This window comes from Bacillus sp. JJ1566, from assembly GCF_036962685.1.
Classification (GTDB): Bacteria; Bacillota; Bacilli; order Bacillales; family Bacillaceae_L; genus Ferdinandcohnia.
The window spans coordinates 113,330-130,797 of the sequence record NZ_JBALOP010000010.1 but is presented as its reverse complement, the minus strand read 5'-3'; the positions used below and the strand labels follow the sequence as shown (position 1 = coordinate 130,797).

20 protein-coding genes and 1 riboswitch are annotated in these 17,468 nt (G+C 40.3%); of the genes, 17 read left to right on the top strand and 3 right to left on the bottom strand.

The annotated features are described in order from the left end of the window. Positions 1-260: 260 nt before the first annotated feature. The gene (locus V7112_RS06160) at positions 261-410 is read left to right on the top strand and encodes a hypothetical protein (protein WP_335416782.1); all 150 of its coding nucleotides are present in this window, start codon (positions 261-263) and stop codon (positions 408-410) included. A 184-nt stretch (positions 411-594) separates the two neighbouring features. Here the strand turns inward: V7112_RS06160 and V7112_RS06155 are convergent, their stop codons facing one another. Next, a complete protein-coding gene (locus V7112_RS06155; protein ID WP_335416780.1) occupies positions 595-741 on the bottom strand; it encodes a hypothetical protein in 147 nt (48 codons plus the stop codon). A gap of 85 nt (positions 742-826) precedes the next feature. Between V7112_RS06155 and V7112_RS06150 the strand changes: the two genes are divergently transcribed. Next, positions 827-1,141, top strand: coding sequence for a DUF3784 domain-containing protein (locus V7112_RS06150; RefSeq protein WP_335416778.1), 315 nt, complete (start codon positions 827-829; stop codon positions 1,139-1,141). Positions 1,142-1,175: 34 nt separating this feature from the next. On the opposite strand, the gene V7112_RS06145 is transcribed toward V7112_RS06150, so the two are convergent. After that, positions 1,176-1,610 (bottom strand): Hsp20/alpha crystallin family protein, encoded by a 435-nt coding sequence (locus V7112_RS06145; protein ID WP_335416776.1) that lies wholly within the window; start codon positions 1,608-1,610, stop codon positions 1,176-1,178. A gap of 185 nt (positions 1,611-1,795) precedes the next feature. On the opposite strand from V7112_RS06145, the gene V7112_RS06140 reads away from it, so the two are divergent. The 12 genes from V7112_RS06140 (at position 1,796) to purD (ending at position 13,589) form a co-directional block, all read left to right on the top strand. Continuing rightward, positions 1,796-2,338, top strand: coding sequence for a DUF2179 domain-containing protein (locus V7112_RS06140; protein ID WP_335416774.1), 543 nt, complete (start codon positions 1,796-1,798; stop codon positions 2,336-2,338). Then, positions 2,335-2,532, top strand: a complete 198-nt coding sequence (locus tag V7112_RS06135; protein ID WP_335416772.1) for an NETI motif-containing protein — start codon at positions 2,335-2,337, stop codon at positions 2,530-2,532. Before V7112_RS06140 ends, V7112_RS06135 begins: the two co-directional genes overlap by 4 nt. A gap of 73 nt (positions 2,533-2,605) precedes the next feature. Continuing rightward, positions 2,606-2,707, top strand: a riboswitch (purine riboswitch). 96 nt (positions 2,708-2,803) lie between these two features. Next, a complete protein-coding gene (purE, locus tag V7112_RS06130; protein WP_335416770.1) occupies positions 2,804-3,292 on the top strand; it encodes a 5-(carboxyamino)imidazole ribonucleotide mutase in 489 nt (162 codons plus the stop codon). Then, complete coding sequence (gene purK / locus V7112_RS06125) at positions 3,279-4,427, top strand: 5-(carboxyamino)imidazole ribonucleotide synthase (protein WP_335416768.1); 1,149 nt, start codon at positions 3,279-3,281, stop codon at positions 4,425-4,427. Before purE ends, purK begins: the two co-directional genes overlap by 14 nt. A gap of 97 nt (positions 4,428-4,524) precedes the next feature. Beyond that, a complete protein-coding gene (gene purS, locus V7112_RS06120; protein ID WP_335416766.1) occupies positions 4,525-4,779 on the top strand; it encodes a phosphoribosylformylglycinamidine synthase subunit PurS in 255 nt (84 codons plus the stop codon). Continuing rightward, on the top strand, positions 4,776-5,465 hold the full coding sequence (purQ, locus tag V7112_RS06115; protein WP_335416764.1) for a phosphoribosylformylglycinamidine synthase subunit PurQ: 690 nt from the start codon (positions 4,776-4,778) through the stop codon (positions 5,463-5,465). The genes purS and purQ overlap by 4 nt, the downstream gene beginning before the upstream one ends. Then, complete coding sequence (gene purL / locus V7112_RS06110; RefSeq protein ID WP_335416762.1) at positions 5,449-7,677, top strand: phosphoribosylformylglycinamidine synthase subunit PurL; 2,229 nt, start codon at positions 5,449-5,451, stop codon at positions 7,675-7,677. Before purQ ends, purL begins: the two co-directional genes overlap by 17 nt. Continuing rightward, entirely contained in the window at positions 7,653-9,071 is a 1,419-nt protein-coding gene (gene purF / locus V7112_RS06105) for an amidophosphoribosyltransferase (protein ID WP_335416760.1), read from the top strand. The genes purL and purF overlap by 25 nt, the downstream gene beginning before the upstream one ends. A 24-nt stretch (positions 9,072-9,095) precedes the next feature. After that, positions 9,096-10,136 carry a phosphoribosylformylglycinamidine cyclo-ligase gene (purM, locus tag V7112_RS06100; RefSeq protein WP_335416758.1) on the top strand — a complete coding sequence of 347 codons (1,041 nt, stop codon included), beginning with the start codon at positions 9,096-9,098 and terminating at the stop codon, positions 10,134-10,136. Further along, positions 10,133-10,717: a phosphoribosylglycinamide formyltransferase gene (gene purN / locus V7112_RS06095; protein WP_335416756.1), complete on the top strand. Its 585-nt coding sequence runs from the start codon at positions 10,133-10,135 to the stop codon at positions 10,715-10,717. Before purM ends, purN begins: the two co-directional genes overlap by 4 nt. Before the next feature lie 13 nt (positions 10,718-10,730). After that, positions 10,731-12,269, top strand: a complete 1,539-nt coding sequence (gene purH / locus V7112_RS06090; RefSeq protein WP_335416754.1) for a bifunctional phosphoribosylaminoimidazolecarboxamide formyltransferase/IMP cyclohydrolase — start codon at positions 10,731-10,733, stop codon at positions 12,267-12,269. A gap of 27 nt (positions 12,270-12,296) precedes the next feature. Further along, complete coding sequence (gene purD / locus V7112_RS06085) at positions 12,297-13,589, top strand: phosphoribosylamine--glycine ligase (protein WP_335416752.1); 1,293 nt, start codon at positions 12,297-12,299, stop codon at positions 13,587-13,589. Positions 13,590-13,705: 116 nt separating this feature from the next. Here the strand turns inward: purD and V7112_RS06080 are convergent, their stop codons facing one another. Further along, entirely contained in the window at positions 13,706-13,963 is a 258-nt protein-coding gene (locus V7112_RS06080) for a YgaP family membrane protein (protein ID WP_335416751.1), read from the bottom strand. A 148-nt stretch (positions 13,964-14,111) separates the two neighbouring features. Here V7112_RS06080 and V7112_RS06075 point away from each other — a divergent pair, with 148 nt between their 5' ends. From V7112_RS06075 to V7112_RS06065, 3 genes are all read left to right on the top strand, one after another. Then, positions 14,112-15,854, top strand: a complete 1,743-nt coding sequence (locus tag V7112_RS06075) for an adenine deaminase C-terminal domain-containing protein (RefSeq protein WP_335416787.1) — start codon at positions 14,112-14,114, stop codon at positions 15,852-15,854. Between the two features lie 80 nt (positions 15,855-15,934). Then, the gene (locus V7112_RS06070) at positions 15,935-16,984 is read left to right on the top strand and encodes a DUF3048 domain-containing protein (protein ID WP_335416749.1); all 1,050 of its coding nucleotides are present in this window, start codon (positions 15,935-15,937) and stop codon (positions 16,982-16,984) included. 33 nt (positions 16,985-17,017) lie between these two features. Beyond that, a complete protein-coding gene (locus tag V7112_RS06065) occupies positions 17,018-17,320 on the top strand; it encodes a YerC/YecD family TrpR-related protein (RefSeq protein WP_335416746.1) in 303 nt (100 codons plus the stop codon). Positions 17,321-17,468: the final 148 nt, after the last annotated feature.

Sequence of the window (17,468 nt, the reverse complement as noted above, 5' to 3'; positions counted from 1 at the left end):
AGTAGGACGTCGCTAGGCAAACACAAGATCAACCGATATGGTTGGTCTTTTTTTGTGTTGGTTGAGTAGAAAGGGTTTTGGTTTGTTCCGGATTTAAGATTGGACTGGGCAAAAAGGTAATGCAAAGCACTAATGCGTTTCCTTTTTGCGGTTTTCATTAGTGAAAGGGTAACGCAAGCGGTAGAATCGTTCCCGTTTGGAGGTGAAAATGAAGGAAAGGGTAACGTAAGCGGTAGAATCGTTCCCGTTTGGAGGTGAGAATGAAGGGAAGGGTAACGCAAGCGGGCGAATCGTTCCCGTTAGGAGGTATAAATGAAGGAAAGGGTAACGCAAGCGGGCGAATCGCGCCTGTCTTAAGAATCGTTGACTATAAAAAGGGTAACGCAAATTCCATGACCTATCATTTTTAGGATGTTATTTTTTAACTGCAAAGTTAGTCTATTTTAAATTAACTAATGCATTTTGGGGTTGATGTTATTCGAAAGTATTTATTCTATCTACCAGTGAGTCTAAACTCTCGATTTGGTATACTGGAAATAGCCTAAACAATATATCATTAAGTCGTAAAACAATAAATGATATATCGCAAACAGCTTAAACAGTATATCGCCCAATCGTAAAACGATAAATGATATACCGCAATGGCACTAATCTAGATATCACTCGTCCCAAAAATACCAATCGATATACCGCAAACCGTCCAACTTCACCTCTATCACCAAAATCAACAGATAAACTCAAACCAAATTCCCATCCTGAAACCTCCCAACATCCAAATCCGTATATACTTATAGAACAAAACAAACAAAACCAAGGAGGGGTGCAAATGCTCGCTGGATTCATAGTATGTTTTTTTGTAGGCCTTTTATGTATCTTCATGGGGTTTCTTATTTGGCGGAAAAAGCAGCTTTCGCTGATTGCAGGTTATAAAGAGGAAACATTTAAGGGAGATAAGGAAAAGCTAGCAAAAGTGGTGGGCTTATTTACAATTTTCGTTGGTCTACTTACGATGTTATTGCCATTTGGGCTCGAGTTTGTAAGTGAAATTTTTGGATTGCTTTTTGGAGCAATCATCGTGATTGCCTCGATTATACTAGTTGTATATGTGAATAAATTAAATAAACCAACAGATCTAAAATAAACAATCCCCCACAGGACGTGAGGGATTTTTCATATTATTTATCTCGATCTAGTACCTCCACTTTTTTTCTAGAGTCGTCGGGGATTTGTTTGTGAAGATGGATGAGCAAGAGACCTCGTTTGTAGCTTGCTTTAATGCGGTCTTCTTTTACTGCGTATGGGAGTTGGATTTCCCGTTCGAATTTTCCTTGAAAAATGCCTTCTTGAACGATATCAAAGCCTTTGAAGTTCAAATTAATCTTTCCTTGTACTTCTAGCGTTTGATGGTTTACATAAATGTTGACGTCTTCCACTTTTACGAGTCCTGGGAGGCTTAAAACGACTAAAAGTTCATTTTCGCCTTGATAGATGTTTAACTGGGAATGGGCATTATCAAAAAATGGTGCGAATCCGTTCCAAAAGTCATCACCAAAAAAATGGTCCCATTGTTTTCGCCAATCATTCATATTTTTAAATTGGTCCATTTTCATGGGCAGTTTTTCCCTCCTTTACGTACAGAATTCCGTATCGTAGTATATGGTAAAAAGGGTAGGTATGTGCCTACGAAGAAATTCATGATAATATGTTTTGTGTAGTATTCTTTAGGGAATATGTTTAGTACATCGAAGTCTTTGGAAACATAAGTAAAGGAATGATTTCCTAAGGGGGAGTTTAATTGTTAGCGAATGCGTATGTTATGGTCGCCATTATTTTAGTTATTAATATTGTATATGTGTCCTTTTTTACGATTCGGATGATCCTGACGATGAAGGGTCAGCGGTATTTGGCTGCGTTGATTAGTACGGTTGAGGTAGTGATTTATGTCGTTGGACTTGGTTTGGTGCTTGATAATTTAAATCAGATTCAAAATTTGGTTGCGTATGCCGTCGGGTACGGAATAGGTGTAATTGTTGGAATGAAGATTGAAGAAAAGTTGGCGCTCGGTTATATTACCGTAAGTGTGATTACAAAGGAATATGAATTGGATTTGCCTAAGCTTTTGCGTGATGAGGGCTATGGGGTTACGACCTGGATGTCTCAAGGAAGAGAAGGCGATAGATTATCGATGACGATTTTAACCCCACGTAAATATGAGATGAAATTATATAAGACCATTACAGATGTCGATCCAAAGGCGTTTGTGGTTGCATATGAGCCAAAGTCCATTCACGGTGGATTCTGGGTGAAGGCTGTAAGGAGAGGGAAGCTTGAATCATGAGTAAACCAAAGAAACAAAAATTTGAGGTAAAAGAGAATGAAACAATTGCTCAATGCCTTGACCGGATGAAGGCTGAAGGGTATTTTCCTGTAAGAAGAATGGAGGAACCTGTGTTTCAGGAGATTAAGCGTAACGGAGAGATTATCATCGAACCATGCGGAAGAAAAATCGTTTTTGAAGGAAAGTTGCAGTAAAACACGAACATTAAAAATGTATTTTTTGTAAAATGTTCGATATTAATTGACAATATAATAAAACAGTTGTTAAGATTAGGTTAGAAAAATACCTCATATAATCTTGGGAATATGGCCCATAAGTTTCTACCCGATAACCGAAAATTATTGGACTATGAGGGAAAAGTATAATTTTACCTATTCTTGATATGGAATGCTCAGGTAGGATTGCTTTCCCTTTTTGGAAATCATCCCCGCCTGGGCATTTTTTATTACAATTTAGGAGGATCTTATGAATCCAATAGTTGGTGTCATTATGGGAAGCACTTCAGATTGGGAAACGATGAAGGAAGCTTGCAATGTATTAGATGAAATTGGAATTCCTTATGAGAAAAAGGTTGTATCTGCTCATCGTACTCCGGATTTGATGTTTGAATATGCCGAAAATGCGAAAGAACGAGGCATTAAAGTCATTATTGCAGGAGCAGGTGGAGCGGCGCATTTACCAGGAATGGTTGCGGCAAAAACGACTTTACCTGTCATTGGAGTTCCCGTTCAATCAAGAGCATTAAATGGTCTTGATTCACTTTTATCTATTGTTCAAATGCCTGGTGGAGTGCCAGTTGCAACTGTTGCGATTGGTAAAGCAGGTGCCACGAATGCTGGTTTACTGGCAGCTTCTATTCTTGGAACATCAAATCCAGAATGGGATCAAAAGCTAGTTGATATAAGAGAAAATAGAAAAATTCAAGTACTAGAAAGTAGTGATGAGCTTGAATAATCGAGTTTTGCCTGGGCAAACGATTGGGATTATTGGTGGGGGTCAGTTAGGACGTATGATGGCCATTTCGGCAAAAGAAATGGGATTTTCCGTAGCTGTTTTAGACCCAACACCAAATTCACCATGTGGGCAGGTGGCGGATATTGAAATTACCGCCAAATACGATGATCTAGAAGCAATAAAACAATTAGCAAGCGTGAGTGATGTGATCACGTACGAATTTGAAAATATCGATTATGAAGCTTTAACATGGCTTGAAGAGAACGCGAATTTACCTCAAGGCAGCCATTTATTAAAAATAACTCAGGATCGTGGTACAGAAAAGAGTGCGATTCAGGAAATTGGTTTGCGTGTAGCTCCGTTTCTTCTTGTCGAAAATGAGGAGCAATTAGCTAAGGCCGTCGAGACAATCGGTGTCCCATCGGTCTTAAAAACATGTCGTGGTGGGTATGACGGCAAAGGTCAGTACGTCTTGAGAGAAAATGAGGATATTGAGGCAGCGGTAGAGTTACTTGCATCGGGAATTTGTGTTTTAGAAGCATGGGTACCTTTTGAAAAGGAAATTTCCGTAATTGTCACAAGAAATCCAGCCGGAGAGGTTAAAACATTTCCAGTTTCAGAAAACATCCATGTTGACAATATCTTGCATCAATCCATTGTTCCCGCAAGGATTTCAGAATTAACGCAAAGTAGAGCACAAGAAATGGCAATGAAGCTTGCTTCTGAATTTCAATTGGTAGGAACATTGGCTGTTGAAATGTTTGTGACCGAAGACGGTGAAATTTTCATCAATGAATTGGCACCACGTCCACATAACTCTGGTCATTATTCAATCGATGCATGTGAGACGTCACAATTTGAGCAGCATATTCGCTCAGTATGTAATTGGCCGTTAGGGGAGACGACTCTTTTACGTCCAGTTGTAATGTCCAATATTTTAGGTGAGCATGTTCAGCCATTACTTGAAAAAGTATCACTTTTATCAGGTGTGAAGGTTCATCTTTACGGAAAGAGAGAAGCAAAAGAAAAAAGAAAGATGGGGCATGTTACCGTCTTAGGAAATACAGCGGAAGAGGCATTAGAACAGTCAAATTCCCTACAAATTTGGCATAGTTCACAAGTTGCCCGAACTTAATTAAATAAACAAAAATTAAATCAGGATATATTCTGTAAAGCCCTCGGTAACTTGAACGATGCAGACGGAAATCTTAAACCGACTAGGAGGATAAATGATGTACAAAGTAAAGGTTTATGTAACATTACGTGAAAGTGTATTAGATCCACAAGGAAGTGCTGTAATGGGATCCTTGCATCAATTAAATTATCAGGAAGTTAAGGATGTTCGAATTGGAAAGTATATGGAGATTACGATTGATAAATCAGTAGCAGATCTTGACAAAACGGTTAAAGAAATTTGTGAAAAGCTTTTAGCAAATACGGTGATTGAAGATTACCGTTATGAGGTTGAGGAGGTTGTCACAAAGTGAAATTTGCCGTAATCGTGTTTCCAGGCTCTAATTGTGATGTTGATATGTACCATGCCATTAAGGATGCGCTTGGTGAAGAAGTTGAGTATGTAGATCATCATGAAACTAATCTTGAACAATTTGATGGCATTTTGCTTCCAGGAGGATTCTCCTATGGAGATTACCTTCGCACTGGAGCACTTGCTCGTTTTTCAAATGTAATGGAAGAGGTTGTAAAAGCAGCAGAAGCTGGTAAGCCGATTCTTGGTGTGTGTAACGGATTCCAGATTTTATTAGAAGCAGGGCTTTTACCAGGTGCGATGCGCCGTAATGAAAAGCTAAAGTTTATGTGTCGACCAGTCCAACTACGCGTTGAAAATGATCAATCAATGTTTACCTCTGAATATGAAGCAGGCGAAGTCATCACAGTTCCGATTGCCCATGGTGAGGGGAACTATTATTGTGATGAGCAAACACTTGCTAGATTACAAGCGAATAACCAAATCGCATTTACGTATTACGGAACAAATCCAAATGGAAGTATTGCTGATATCGCAGGTATTACGAATGAACGAGGAAATGTTCTAGGAATGATGCCTCACCCAGAGAGAGCGGTTGAGGATTTATTAGGTAGTGCAGATGGAGTTAAGCTATTTCAATCAATTGTGAAAAACTGGAGGTTAACAGCAAATGTCGTTACTTCTTGAACCAAGTCCGCAGCAAATTAAAGAAGAAAAAATATATAGTGAAATGGGTTTAAGTGATTCAGAATTTGAGTTAGTCGAAAAGATTTTAGGTAGACTTCCAAACTACACAGAAACTGGTCTGTTCTCTGTTATGTGGTCTGAGCATTGTAGCTATAAAAACTCAAAGCCTGTATTACGAAAGTTCCCAACTACTGGTGAACTCATCCTTCAAGGTCCTGGTGAAGGTGCTGGAATCGTGGATATTGGCGATAACCAAGCAGTTGTTTTTAAAATTGAAAGTCATAACCACCCGTCAGCAGTTGAGCCATATCAAGGTGCAGCAACGGGAGTGGGCGGAATTATCCGTGATGTATTTTCAATGGGGGCAAGACCTATTGCTCTATTAAACTCTCTTCGTTTCGGAGAGTTAACCTCTCCAAGAGTGAAATACTTGTTTGAAGAAGTGGTGGCAGGAATCGCTGGCTACGGAAATTGTATTGGAATTCCAACGGTTGGTGGGGAAATTCAATTTGATGCTTCCTATGAAGGGAATCCTCTTGTTAATGCGATGTGTGTTGGACTAATCAACCATGAAGATATTCAAAAAGGTCTGGCAAAAGGTGTTGGCAATACAGTGATGTATATTGGTGCCAAGACAGGTCGAGATGGTATTCACGGTGCAACTTTTTCATCTGTGGAACTTTCTGAGGAATCTGATGAAAAACGATCAGCTGTACAGGTTGGAGATCCTTTTATGGAAAAGCTATTGCTTGAAGCTTGCTTAGAGCTTGTAAAATCTGATGCATTAATTGGAATCCAAGACATGGGTGCAGCAGGTTTAACTAGTTCTTCAGCGGAAATGGCAAGTAAAGCTGGCTCAGGAATTGAAATGAACCTTGGCCTTGTTCCACAACGCGAAACAGGAATGACTGGCTATGAAATGATGCTTTCTGAATCACAGGAGCGTATGTTGATCGTTGTTGAAAAAGGAAGAGAGCAAGAAATTCAAGATATCGTGAATAAATATGATCTTGAGGCTGTGGCAATCGGAAAGGTAACAGATGATAAACAACTTCGCTTAGTACACAAAGGTGAAGTAATCGCAGATGTTCCAGTTGATGCATTAGCAGAGGAAGCACCTATCTATCATAAACCTTCAAGTGAGCCTGCGATGTATCGTGAATTTAAGGAAATGAAGGTTGAAGCTCCGAAACTTGAAAATGTGGGGCAAACTTTACTAGATTTACTCGCACAGCCTACAATTGCAAGTAAAGAATGGGTTTACGATCAATATGACTACATGGTGCGTACAAATACAGTTGTTGCTCCAGGCTCTGATGCAGCGGTTGTTCGAATTCGTGATACAAAGAAAGCCTTAGCGATGACAACTGACTGTAATGCTAGATATCTCTATCTAGATCCAGAGGTTGGTGGACAAATTGCTGTAAGTGAAGCAGCAAGGAATATCGTATGTTCCGGTGGGGCACCACTTGCAATTACGGATAATTTAAACTTTGGTAATCCAGAAAACCCAGAAATTTTTTGGCAGATTGAAAAAGCAGCAGATGGAATTAGTGAGGCATGCCGCGTTTTAGATGCACCAGTTATTGGTGGGAACGTGTCTCTTAACAATGAATCAAACGGAAAAGCAATTTATCCAACTCCAGTTATCGGAATGGTTGGATTGATTGCTGACGTTTCCCATATTACAACACAAGAATTTAAAGAAGCGGGCGACCTTGTCTATTGTATAGGAGAAGCGAAGGAGGAATTCGCGGGTAGTGAATTACAAAAATTAATTCACGGCGAAATTTTTGGACCGGTTCCTGAACTAGATTTAGAGGTTGAAAAAAGAAGACAACAACAAGTATTAACCGCAATTCGCGCCGGTGTAATTGCTTCTGCACATGACGTTGCAGAGGGGGGCTTTGCGGTTGCATTAGCTGAAAAGACATTCGGTGAAAAAGGCTTAGGTGTAAAGGTACAGATCCAAGGTGAAGCGGTAACTGAATTATTCAGCGAAACACAGTCTCGTTTTATCGTATCTGTGAAAAAAGAAAACAAAGAAAGATTTGAACAGCTAGTAAAAGCAAATCTCGTCGGAGAAGTTACAGGTGATGGAGCATTTATCGCCTGCGATAAAGCTGGTAATGAGCTTATTAACCTACCAGTCGATGAATTAAAACGAACATGGAAAGGAGCTATCCCATGCTTGCTGAACTCAAAGGCTTAAATGAAGAATGTGGTTTATTCGGTATCTGGGGACATCCAGACGCAGCGCAAATCACTTACTACGGATTACACAGTTTACAGCACCGTGGTCAAGAGGGTGCCGGGATTGTTGTCAGCAACGGTGAAAAACTTCGTGTTGTAAAAGGAGAAGGCCTTGTGAATGAAGTATTTGGCAATGGCCAGCTTGAACAACTACAAGGAAAAGCGGCGCTTGGGCATGTTCTTTATGCAACAGCAGGGAGCGGGGGCATTCAAAATGTCCAGCCTCTCCTTTTTAATTCTCAAGTAGGTGGACTTGCGGTTGCCCATAATGGAAACCTTGTAAATGCAAACGACTTAAGGCATCAGTTAGAAAACCAAGGAAGTATTTTTCAAACTTCCTCTGATTCAGAGGTTCTTGCACATTTAACGAGAAAAAGCGGGTATACAAAAATCAAAGACCGCGTTAAAAATGCATTAACGATGTTAAAAGGTGCTTATGCATTTGTACTCATGACCGAAAAGAAAATGATTGTTGCTCTTGATCCAAACGGTCTTCGTCCGTTATCACTTGGTAAACTAGGTGATGCGTGGGTAGTAGCCTCGGAGACATGTGCCTTTGATTTGATTGGTGCTAAATTTGAAAGAGATGTTGAGCCTGGAGAGTTGCTCGTCATCAATGATGAAGGACTTCACTCTGAGCAATTTGCAATAGCGAATAATCGTGCAATGTGTAGCATGGAATACATTTATTTTTCACGTCCGGACAGTAGTATTAACGGAGTGAATGTCCATACAGCTCGTAAAAATCTAGGCAAGCAGCTTGCTTTGGAAGCTCCAATTGAGGCCGATGTTATAACAGGTGTACCTGATTCTAGCATTTCAGCGGCAATTGGATACGCAGAAGAATCGGGAATTCCGTATGAGCTTGGTTTACTAAAAAATCGATATGTAGGCAGAACTTTTATTAAGCCTTCCCAAGCGCTACGTGAACAAGGGGTAAAAATGAAGCTCTCGGCTGTCCGTGGTGTTGTTGAAGGAAAACGTGTAGTGATGGTTGATGATTCAATCGTACGCGGGACGACAAGTCGACGAATTGTAAAAATGCTTCGTGAAGCAGGAGCAACAGAGGTTCATGTCTGCATTAGTTCACCACCAATGCCGAATCCATGCTTCTATGGAATTGATACTTCTACACATGAGGAATTGATTGCTTCTTCACATTCGGTTGAGGAAATTCGTGAAATCATTGGAGCGGATTCATTAACATTTTTAAGTCCAGAAGGGGTAATAAAAGCGATTGGAAGACCGTTTGAAGGGGAAACTCGCGGACTATGTATGGCTTGTTTTACTGGCAAATATCCAACAGAGATCTTCCCAGACACGGTATTGCCACACGAAAAAGTATTCAGTTAAATAAAAGTAGAGGTGTATGGGACAATGGCAAATGCTTATAAGCAAGCAGGAGTAGACATTGAAGCAGGCTATGAGGCTGTTTCCAGAATGAAAAAGCATGTCGCAAAAACTGTTCGCCCTGAAGTTATGGGTGGACTTGGTAGCTTTGGAGGCATGTTCGACCTTTCGAAGGTCAACGTGAAAGAGCCTGTATTGGTTTCAGGCACAGACGGGGTTGGCACAAAGCTCATGTTGGCTTTTATGATGGATAAGCACGATACAATTGGAATCGACGCAGTTGCAATGTGTGTAAATGATATTGTGGTTCAAGGTGCTGAGCCCTTATACTTTTTAGATTATATAGCTTGTGGGAAAGCTCAGCCTGAAAAAATCGAGCAGATTGTAAAAGGAATTGCGGACGGTTGTGAGCAAGCGGGTTGTGCATTAATTGGCGGTGAGACAGCTGAAATGCCAGGAATGTATAGTGAGGATGAATATGACCTTGCTGGTTTTTCAGTAGGAGTTGCCGAAAAATCCAAGCTTGTAACAGGAACTTCCATTAAGCCCGGCGATGTTCTAATCGGACTTTCCTCAAGTGGAATTCACAGTAACGGCTATTCACTTGTACGTAAAGTGTTGCTAGAGGATGGCAAGTTAGACCTCAACGAAACGTATGGAGAAATTGGTCGTCCACTAGGCGAAGAGCTTCTACAGCCTACTAAAATTTATGTAAAATCCTTGCTTAAAGCAATGGAGAAGTTTGAAATTAAAGGTATGTCCCATATTACAGGTGGAGGCTTTATCGAAAATATTCCTCGTATGCTACCAGAAGGTGTGGGGGCTGAAATTGATTATGGATCATGGCCAATTCCACCAATTTTTGATCTTCTCCAAGAAACTGGAAACCTTAATCGAAAAGAAATGTTTAATATTTTCAATATGGGAATTGGGATGGTGCTTGCCGTTGAAGATGCGATTCTACATGATGTGATTGAACTTCTTGAAGAGCAAGGTGAAAAGGCGTATATTATTGGACGTATGAAAGAAGGAAACAGTGTAACCTTTGGTGGAGGAGCACTTGTATGAAAAAAATAGCAGTTTTTGCATCAGGTAGTGGTACAAACTTTCAAGCTATTGTTGATTCGATTAAAGAAGGAAGACTTGCGGCAGAAATAAAAGTTTTAGTTTGTGATAAACCTGGTGCGAAAGTTATTGAACGGGCTTCAAAGGAATGGGTGGAGACCTTTGTTTTTTCACCGAAAGAATATCCAGAAAAGTCACTTTTTGAAGCGGAAATTGTAGAGCTGCTACGTACGAAAAATGTAGAATTAATCGTGTTAGCTGGGTATATGAGATTAATTGGCGACACTCTTCTACAGGCGTATCGAAACGAAATTGTGAATATCCATCCTTCATTATTGCCTGCATTTCCAGGCAAGGATGCGATTGGTCAGGCATTTCAAGCAGGTGTCGACAAGACCGGCGTTACGATTCATTATGTTGATGAAGGAATGGATACCGGTCCAATCATTGCCCAGCGAGAAATAGCAATCGAACCAGGAGATACGTTAGAAAGCATCGAAGAAAAAGTACATCAAATCGAACATGAATTTTATCCACAGATCTTGCAATCACTTGTAGCATCGAAGACAGGAAATCTACAGTAAGGAGTGAATTAGGGTGGCAATCAAACGTGCACTTGTCAGTGTTTCAGATAAACAAGGCCTTGTTCCATTTGTGAAAGGCCTAATTGAAAAAGGTGTTGAAGTCATTTCAACCGGAGGTACAAAGCGTACTCTTGAGGAAGCTGGACTAACTGTGATCGGAATTTCAGAAGTAACAGGCTTTCCTGAGATCATGGATGGACGTGTAAAGACTCTTCATCCAAATATTCATGGTGGACTCCTTGCAGTTCGTGAAAATGAAGAACATGTTAGACAGCTTCAGGAACATCATATTACGCCAATTGATTTAGTTGTTGTAAACCTATATCCATTCCAACAAACAATTGCAAAGCCAGACGTTCAGTTTGCAGATGCAATTGAAAATATCGATATTGGCGGACCTTCTATGCTTCGTTCTGCTGCTAAAAACCACAAGTATGTAACAGTTGTCGTTGATCCACAGGATTACGATACAGTTTTAGCGGAGATTGACGGGAATGGTGAAGTTACCGCTGACACAAAGCTTCGCTTAGGTGCAAAGGTATTCCGTCATACAGCTGCTTATGATGCAGTTATTGCTGAGTTTTTAACAAAAGCAGCAGGTGAGGAAAGTCCAGAATCCTTAACGGTTACTTATGAGAAGAAACAAGATCTTCGTTACGGAGAAAACCCACATCAAAAAGCGGCATTCTATAAAAAGCCATTAGGCACGCCCGTATCCATTGCGTCTGCGACACAATTACACGGGAAAGAATTATCTTACAATAACATTAATGATGCAGATGCTGCCCTTCAAATCGTGAAAGAATTCAAAGAGCCAGCAGCCGTAGCAGTAAAACATATGAACCCTTGTGGTGTTGGGGTTGGAAATACGCTAGAGGAAGCATATCAAAAAGCATATGAAGCAGATTCAACCTCTATTTTTGGTGGAATTATTGCTGTTAACCGTGAAGTTGATGCCCAAACGGCTCATAAAATGCGTGAAATTTTCCTTGAAATTATTATTGCTCCATCATTTAGCGAGGAAGCATTTGAGATTCTTTCTTCAAAGAAAAATTTACGCCTACTGACTGTCGATTTTTCTGATGACCAGAAGGTTGAGAAGAAGCTAGTGTCCGTCCGTGGTGGATTGCTCGTTCAGGATGAAGATGCATATGGTTTAGACGATGCAACCATTTCCATTCCGACAAAGCGGGAACCAACGGAGCAAGAATGGGCTGATTTAAAGCTTGGTTGGAAGGTTGTAAAACATGTTAAATCAAATGCGATTGTGTTAGCAAAAGACGATATGACAATTGGAATTGGCGCGGGCCAAATGAACCGTGTTGGATCAGCGAATATCGCGATTCATCAAGCCGGTGAAAAGGCAAAAGGCTCGGCACTTGCTTCAGATGCTTTCTTCCCAATGGGTGACACCGTAGAGACGGCAGCAAAAGCAGGCATTACAGCCATTATCCAACCAGGTGGATCGATTCGTGACGAAGAGTCCATTCAAAAAGCAGACGAATACGGAATCGCAATGGTCTTTACCGGAGTACGTCATTTTAAACATTAATCCTAACATTTGTAATGAGGTGAAAAAGTGAAGGTACTAGTAGTTGGCCGCGGTGGCCGTGAACATACACTTGTCTGGAAGGTTACCCAAAGTCCAAAAGTAGATACAGTATATGCTGCACCAGGTAATCCGGGTTTGCAGGATTTCGCAACATTAGTCAACATCGATGAAAATGATTTTGACAGTCTAATCGAGTTCGTCAAGAAGGAACAAATCGGTCTTACCCTTGTTGGCCCGGAGGTTCCGTTAATCAACGGGATCGTCAATCGATTCCAAGCAGAGGGCCTAGCTATTTTTGGACCAACAAAAGAAGCAGCACTGCTTGAAGGAAGCAAATCGTTTGCGAAGGAAATCATGAAAAAATACAATATTCCAACTGCGGAGTATGAAACATTCACATCCTATGAAGAAGCCAAACAATATATCTTAGAAAAGGGTGCACCAATCGTAATCAAAGCGGATGGTTTAGCTGCCGGTAAAGGTGTGACAGTGGCTCTTACTTTAGATGAAGCCTTAGAAAGCATTTATGACATGCTTGAGGCGAACAAATTTGGCGAAGCAAGCGCTCAGGTTGTCATTGAAGAGTTTCTTGCGGGAGAAGAATTCTCATTAATGGCTTTTGTGGACGGAAAAACAGCCTATCCAATGGTTATTTCACAGGATCATAAGCGTGCCTTTGACAATGATGAAGGTCCTAACACAGGAGGAATGGGAGCCTATTCCCCAGTTCCACAAATTTCAGAAGAAGTTGTCCAAACAGCGATTGAAACGATCATTACTCCAACTGTTAAAGCGTTGGAAACTGAAGGACGCAGCTTTACGGGAATCCTTTATGCGGGGTTAATTTTAACCGAAAATGGACCTAAGGTCATTGAATACAATGCCCGTTTTGGCGACCCTGAAACACAAGTCGTGCTACCGCGTTTAGAGTCTGATTTTATCGAAGTCATTGAAGGTTTGCTTGCTCAGAAAGAGATTGCCCTCGAGTGGTCTGACAAAGCAACTCTTGGTGTTGTGCTCGCTTCGAAAGGCTATCCAGAAAGCTATGAAAAAGGAGCAGTCATCGAAGGACTAAACACTCTAGATGAAAATATTACTGTGTTCCATGCCGGAACAGACATGGTGAATGAGCATTTTGTTACGAATGGCGGAAGGGTTTTAACCGTTGTTGCAAGTGGTGAAAGCCTTGAAGATGCGCAGAACTTTGTCTATAAAGAAGCTGTAAAAATTCAGTGTTCCAACCTATTTTACCGAAAAGATATTGGGAACAAGGCTTTAGCTTATAGCGTAATTAACCAGGCTAAAGCGCAATTCGTTTAATTAAAGCGCATATCTTCTTATCTAAAGCGCAATTCCAAAAAATAACGCGCAATTACTCTAAACGCAATTAGAAGATACAAATACAAAAAGGTAAGAGGATCGCCCTCTTACCTTTTTTATGATGGATTAACCGGAGGAAGCTGCTTTTGTGGTTCTGGCTCCTCTTGTTTTCTTTCACAATATTCATAAAAGAGAGCCGTAAGCGGACAAAAACGAGTTATCCCCTCAGCTACTTTCATTCCTCCAAGCAATGCGACCAAAAGAAAGCTTTGACGCCAAGGGCGTTTTACCATTTTTGATGTTGCCCAAGCAAGCATCGTAAACCCACAAGTGATCCGTACCATCGCATTAATAAGCCCGATATTCGGTTTCATATGATTACCTCCGTTCGCATATCTTTACAAAGGACCTTAGAAATTTTTACAAATTTTCACAAAGTCTTTAATGCACTAAATCGATTAATATGGTACTATAATGTAAAGCGCTTCCATGGAGTTTTAGCTGAGATTGGAGAGATGGTTAATGGTTGGGCAACGATACCGCTGGAAAAATAAGCAACTTCGAGAACATGTTGCTGTCATAGATGGAAAAAAATCACCAACGATTCTATTAAAAAATGTCACATACTTAAATCAAATGTTAAAGAAATGGATCAACGCACATATTTGGATTTACCAAGATCGCATTGTGTATGTTGGTCAGCAGCTGCCATCAAAACTCACTGACTGTGAAGTAGTAGAGTGTGATGGGAAATTTGTCGTGCCAGGTTACATTGAACCTCATGCACATTCTTTTCATTTATATAATCCCCACTCATTTGCTCAATATGCATCCCAAACAGGGACGACAACAATCATCAATGATAACTTAGTACTTGCCTTACAAACGGCAAAAAAGAAAGCGTTTTCTTTTTTGGAAGAAATGAAAAAACTTCCTGTTACCATGTATTGGTGGTGCCGATACGATCCTCAGACCGAAATCCATCATGAGGAACAAGCATTTTCAAATGGAAATGTGCTAAGCTGGATTGAGCATGACTCAGTTGTTCAAGGTGGAGAATTGACAGGATGGCCAAAGCTGCTTGACGGCGATGACCTTATGCTCCATTGGATTCAAGAAACAAAGAGGATTGGTAAAAAGGTAGAAGGGCATTTTCCAGGTGCCTCGGAAAGAACGCTAGCAAAAATGATGCTATTGGGAGCTGATTGTGATCATGAATCCATGACTGGAACAGATGTATTGAATCGTCTGCTTCAAGGATACACGACCTCATTAAGATACTCATCGATTCGTCCAGACTTGCCGAAAATTTTAGATGAAATTCATGAAATTGGCATTGATCAATATGATAAATTCATCTTTACTACTGATGGCTCACCGCCGGCGTTTTACGGGCAGGGAATCATTGATAACATGATTAAAATTGCAATTGAAAAAGGCGTTCCAATCATCGATGCTTACAATATGGCGACGATTAATGTTGCCAGGCATTACAATATGGAGAACCTCCATGGGATGATTGCAACAGGAAGAATCGCAAACCTAAATATTTTATCAGCAAAAGACAATCCCACACCTGAATCAGTTCTTGCTAAAGGTGTCTGGGTAAAGCGGGATAATAAAGACATGAATGCATTTCCGGAATTTCCATGGAGTGGCCAAGGTTTTTCAAATCTTGCAACAAACTGGGAACTAACACTAGATGACCTTCAGTTTTCAATGCCATTTGGGATGAAGATGGAAAATGCCGTGATTATGAAGCCATATTCGATTACCATTGATGCCTCCTATGATGAACTTTCAATGGCTCATGATGAAAGCTTCCTGATGCTTTTGGACCGTGAAGGAAAATGGCGTGTCAACACGATTGTGAAAGGTTTTGCTAAGCGTATCTCCGGATTTGCAAGTTCTTTTTCAAATACGGGTGATTTTGTACTAATTGGTAAAAATAAAAATGATATGCTCCTTGCCTTTAATCGGATGAAAGAAATTGGTGGTGGTATTGTCCTAACTGAAAACGGTAAGGTTTTACATGAGATTCCTTTGGACTTAGGGGGAGTTACATCTGCAAAATCGGTGGTAGAATTAAGTTCGCTCGAGAAGGAATTTGTTCATTTAGTACGGGAACGTGGGTACAGCCATAGTGATCCAATCTATACATTGACGTTTTTGTCGTCTACACATTTGCCGTATATTCGCATCACACCTCAAGGGATTTACGATGTCATGAACAAAATAGTACTCTTTCCGTCAATAATGCGTTAAAATATAAAAGGATTCAGCAGTGTGAAACAAATTTATCAAGTTACATTTAATTTAATTTAATAAAGGTTGTGTGCTCGATAATGAAAAAGACTTTATACATTCTAGGAATTTTCCTATTACTTCTTAGCGCAGCATGTAGTAATAAAGAAGCAGCGAAGCAGCAGGATGAGCATGAACCAAAGCAGACGGAGCCGGTTGCAAAAGAAGAACCAACCCAAGAGTTTGAACATATTTTCCCACTGACCGGGATTGAAACAAATGATGATGTAAATAACCGTCCTTTTGCTGTTATGGTTAACAATCATCCGCAAGCACGGCCACAATCAGGTTTACACATGGCTGATGTCGTGTATGAAGTGTTAGCTGAGGGAGATGTTACACGCTTCCTTGCTGTGTTCCAAAGTGAGAAACCAGAGATTATTGGACCTGTTCGTAGTGCGAGAGATTATTATATTGAGTTGAGCAAAGGTTTTGATGCCCTATATGTGGCACACGGTTGGAGCCCTGAAGCCCAGCAAATATTAAATAGCGGGCAAGTCGATAACATTAATGGAATGGTGTATGATGGTACTCTATTTTGGAGGGCTAACCATAACGTTGCTCCACATAACTCGTATATTTCATTTGAAAATATTCTTGAAGGGGCAGACAAACAAGGATATTCAATGAAAGATGATGTTCCAAGCTTTGGATTTTTATCAGAAGATGAAGTAGGTGGTATTGAAGGAACACCAGCTGAGCATGTTCGAGTGTCCTATTCATCAAGAGATATTTTTGCTGCAGTCTATGACTTTAATCAAGATAAAGGGAAGTATGAGCGTTATAGCGGAGGCGCTCAAACTGTAGACCGAGAAACGAATACACCGGTTTTACTGGATAATGTACTTATCGTTGAGATGAATCATCGACTTATTGATGATTATGGTAGACGTGCGATTGATATAACATCTGGAGGAAAAGGCTATTTGCTTCAAGAAGGAAAAGCACAGGAAATTGAATGGAGAAATGTTGAGGGACGAATTGTTCCTTTTGCAAATGGGGAAGAAGTAGGCTTTGTACCAGGAAAAACATGGATTAATATAATTCCAACATCACCAGGAATCCCAGGTGCCGTTTCGTTTGGAAATTAAAAAAACATCATAATAAGGGAGATACTAATCTATATGCAAATTGACAAATTACGTGGGAAAGAACTTGATCAATTATTTAATGCAGTCCTTTCACTGAATGACCTTGAGGAGTGCTATCGATTCTTTGATGATTTATGTACTGTAAATGAAATTCAGTCATTGGCTCAACGCCTTGAAGTAGCTAGAATGCTTCAAGAAGGGAACACATACCATAAGATTGAAACAGAAACAGGAGCAAGTACAGCAACCATTTCACGTGTAAAGCGTTGCTTAAACTACGGGAACGATGCCTATCAAATGGCGCTCGACCGTGTGAAAGAATTGGAAAAAAAATAATGGATGCGGAAAAGCTGAAGCCTTGGGGTTTCGGCTTTTTTCTTTGGAATTTTCTAAAAGCAGGATTTTTCAAAGTTCATCACAAATCATAACAAAGTTTAACTCAAGGCTTTTACCAAAATAATACAAATGTTTGTTCGTAAATGAA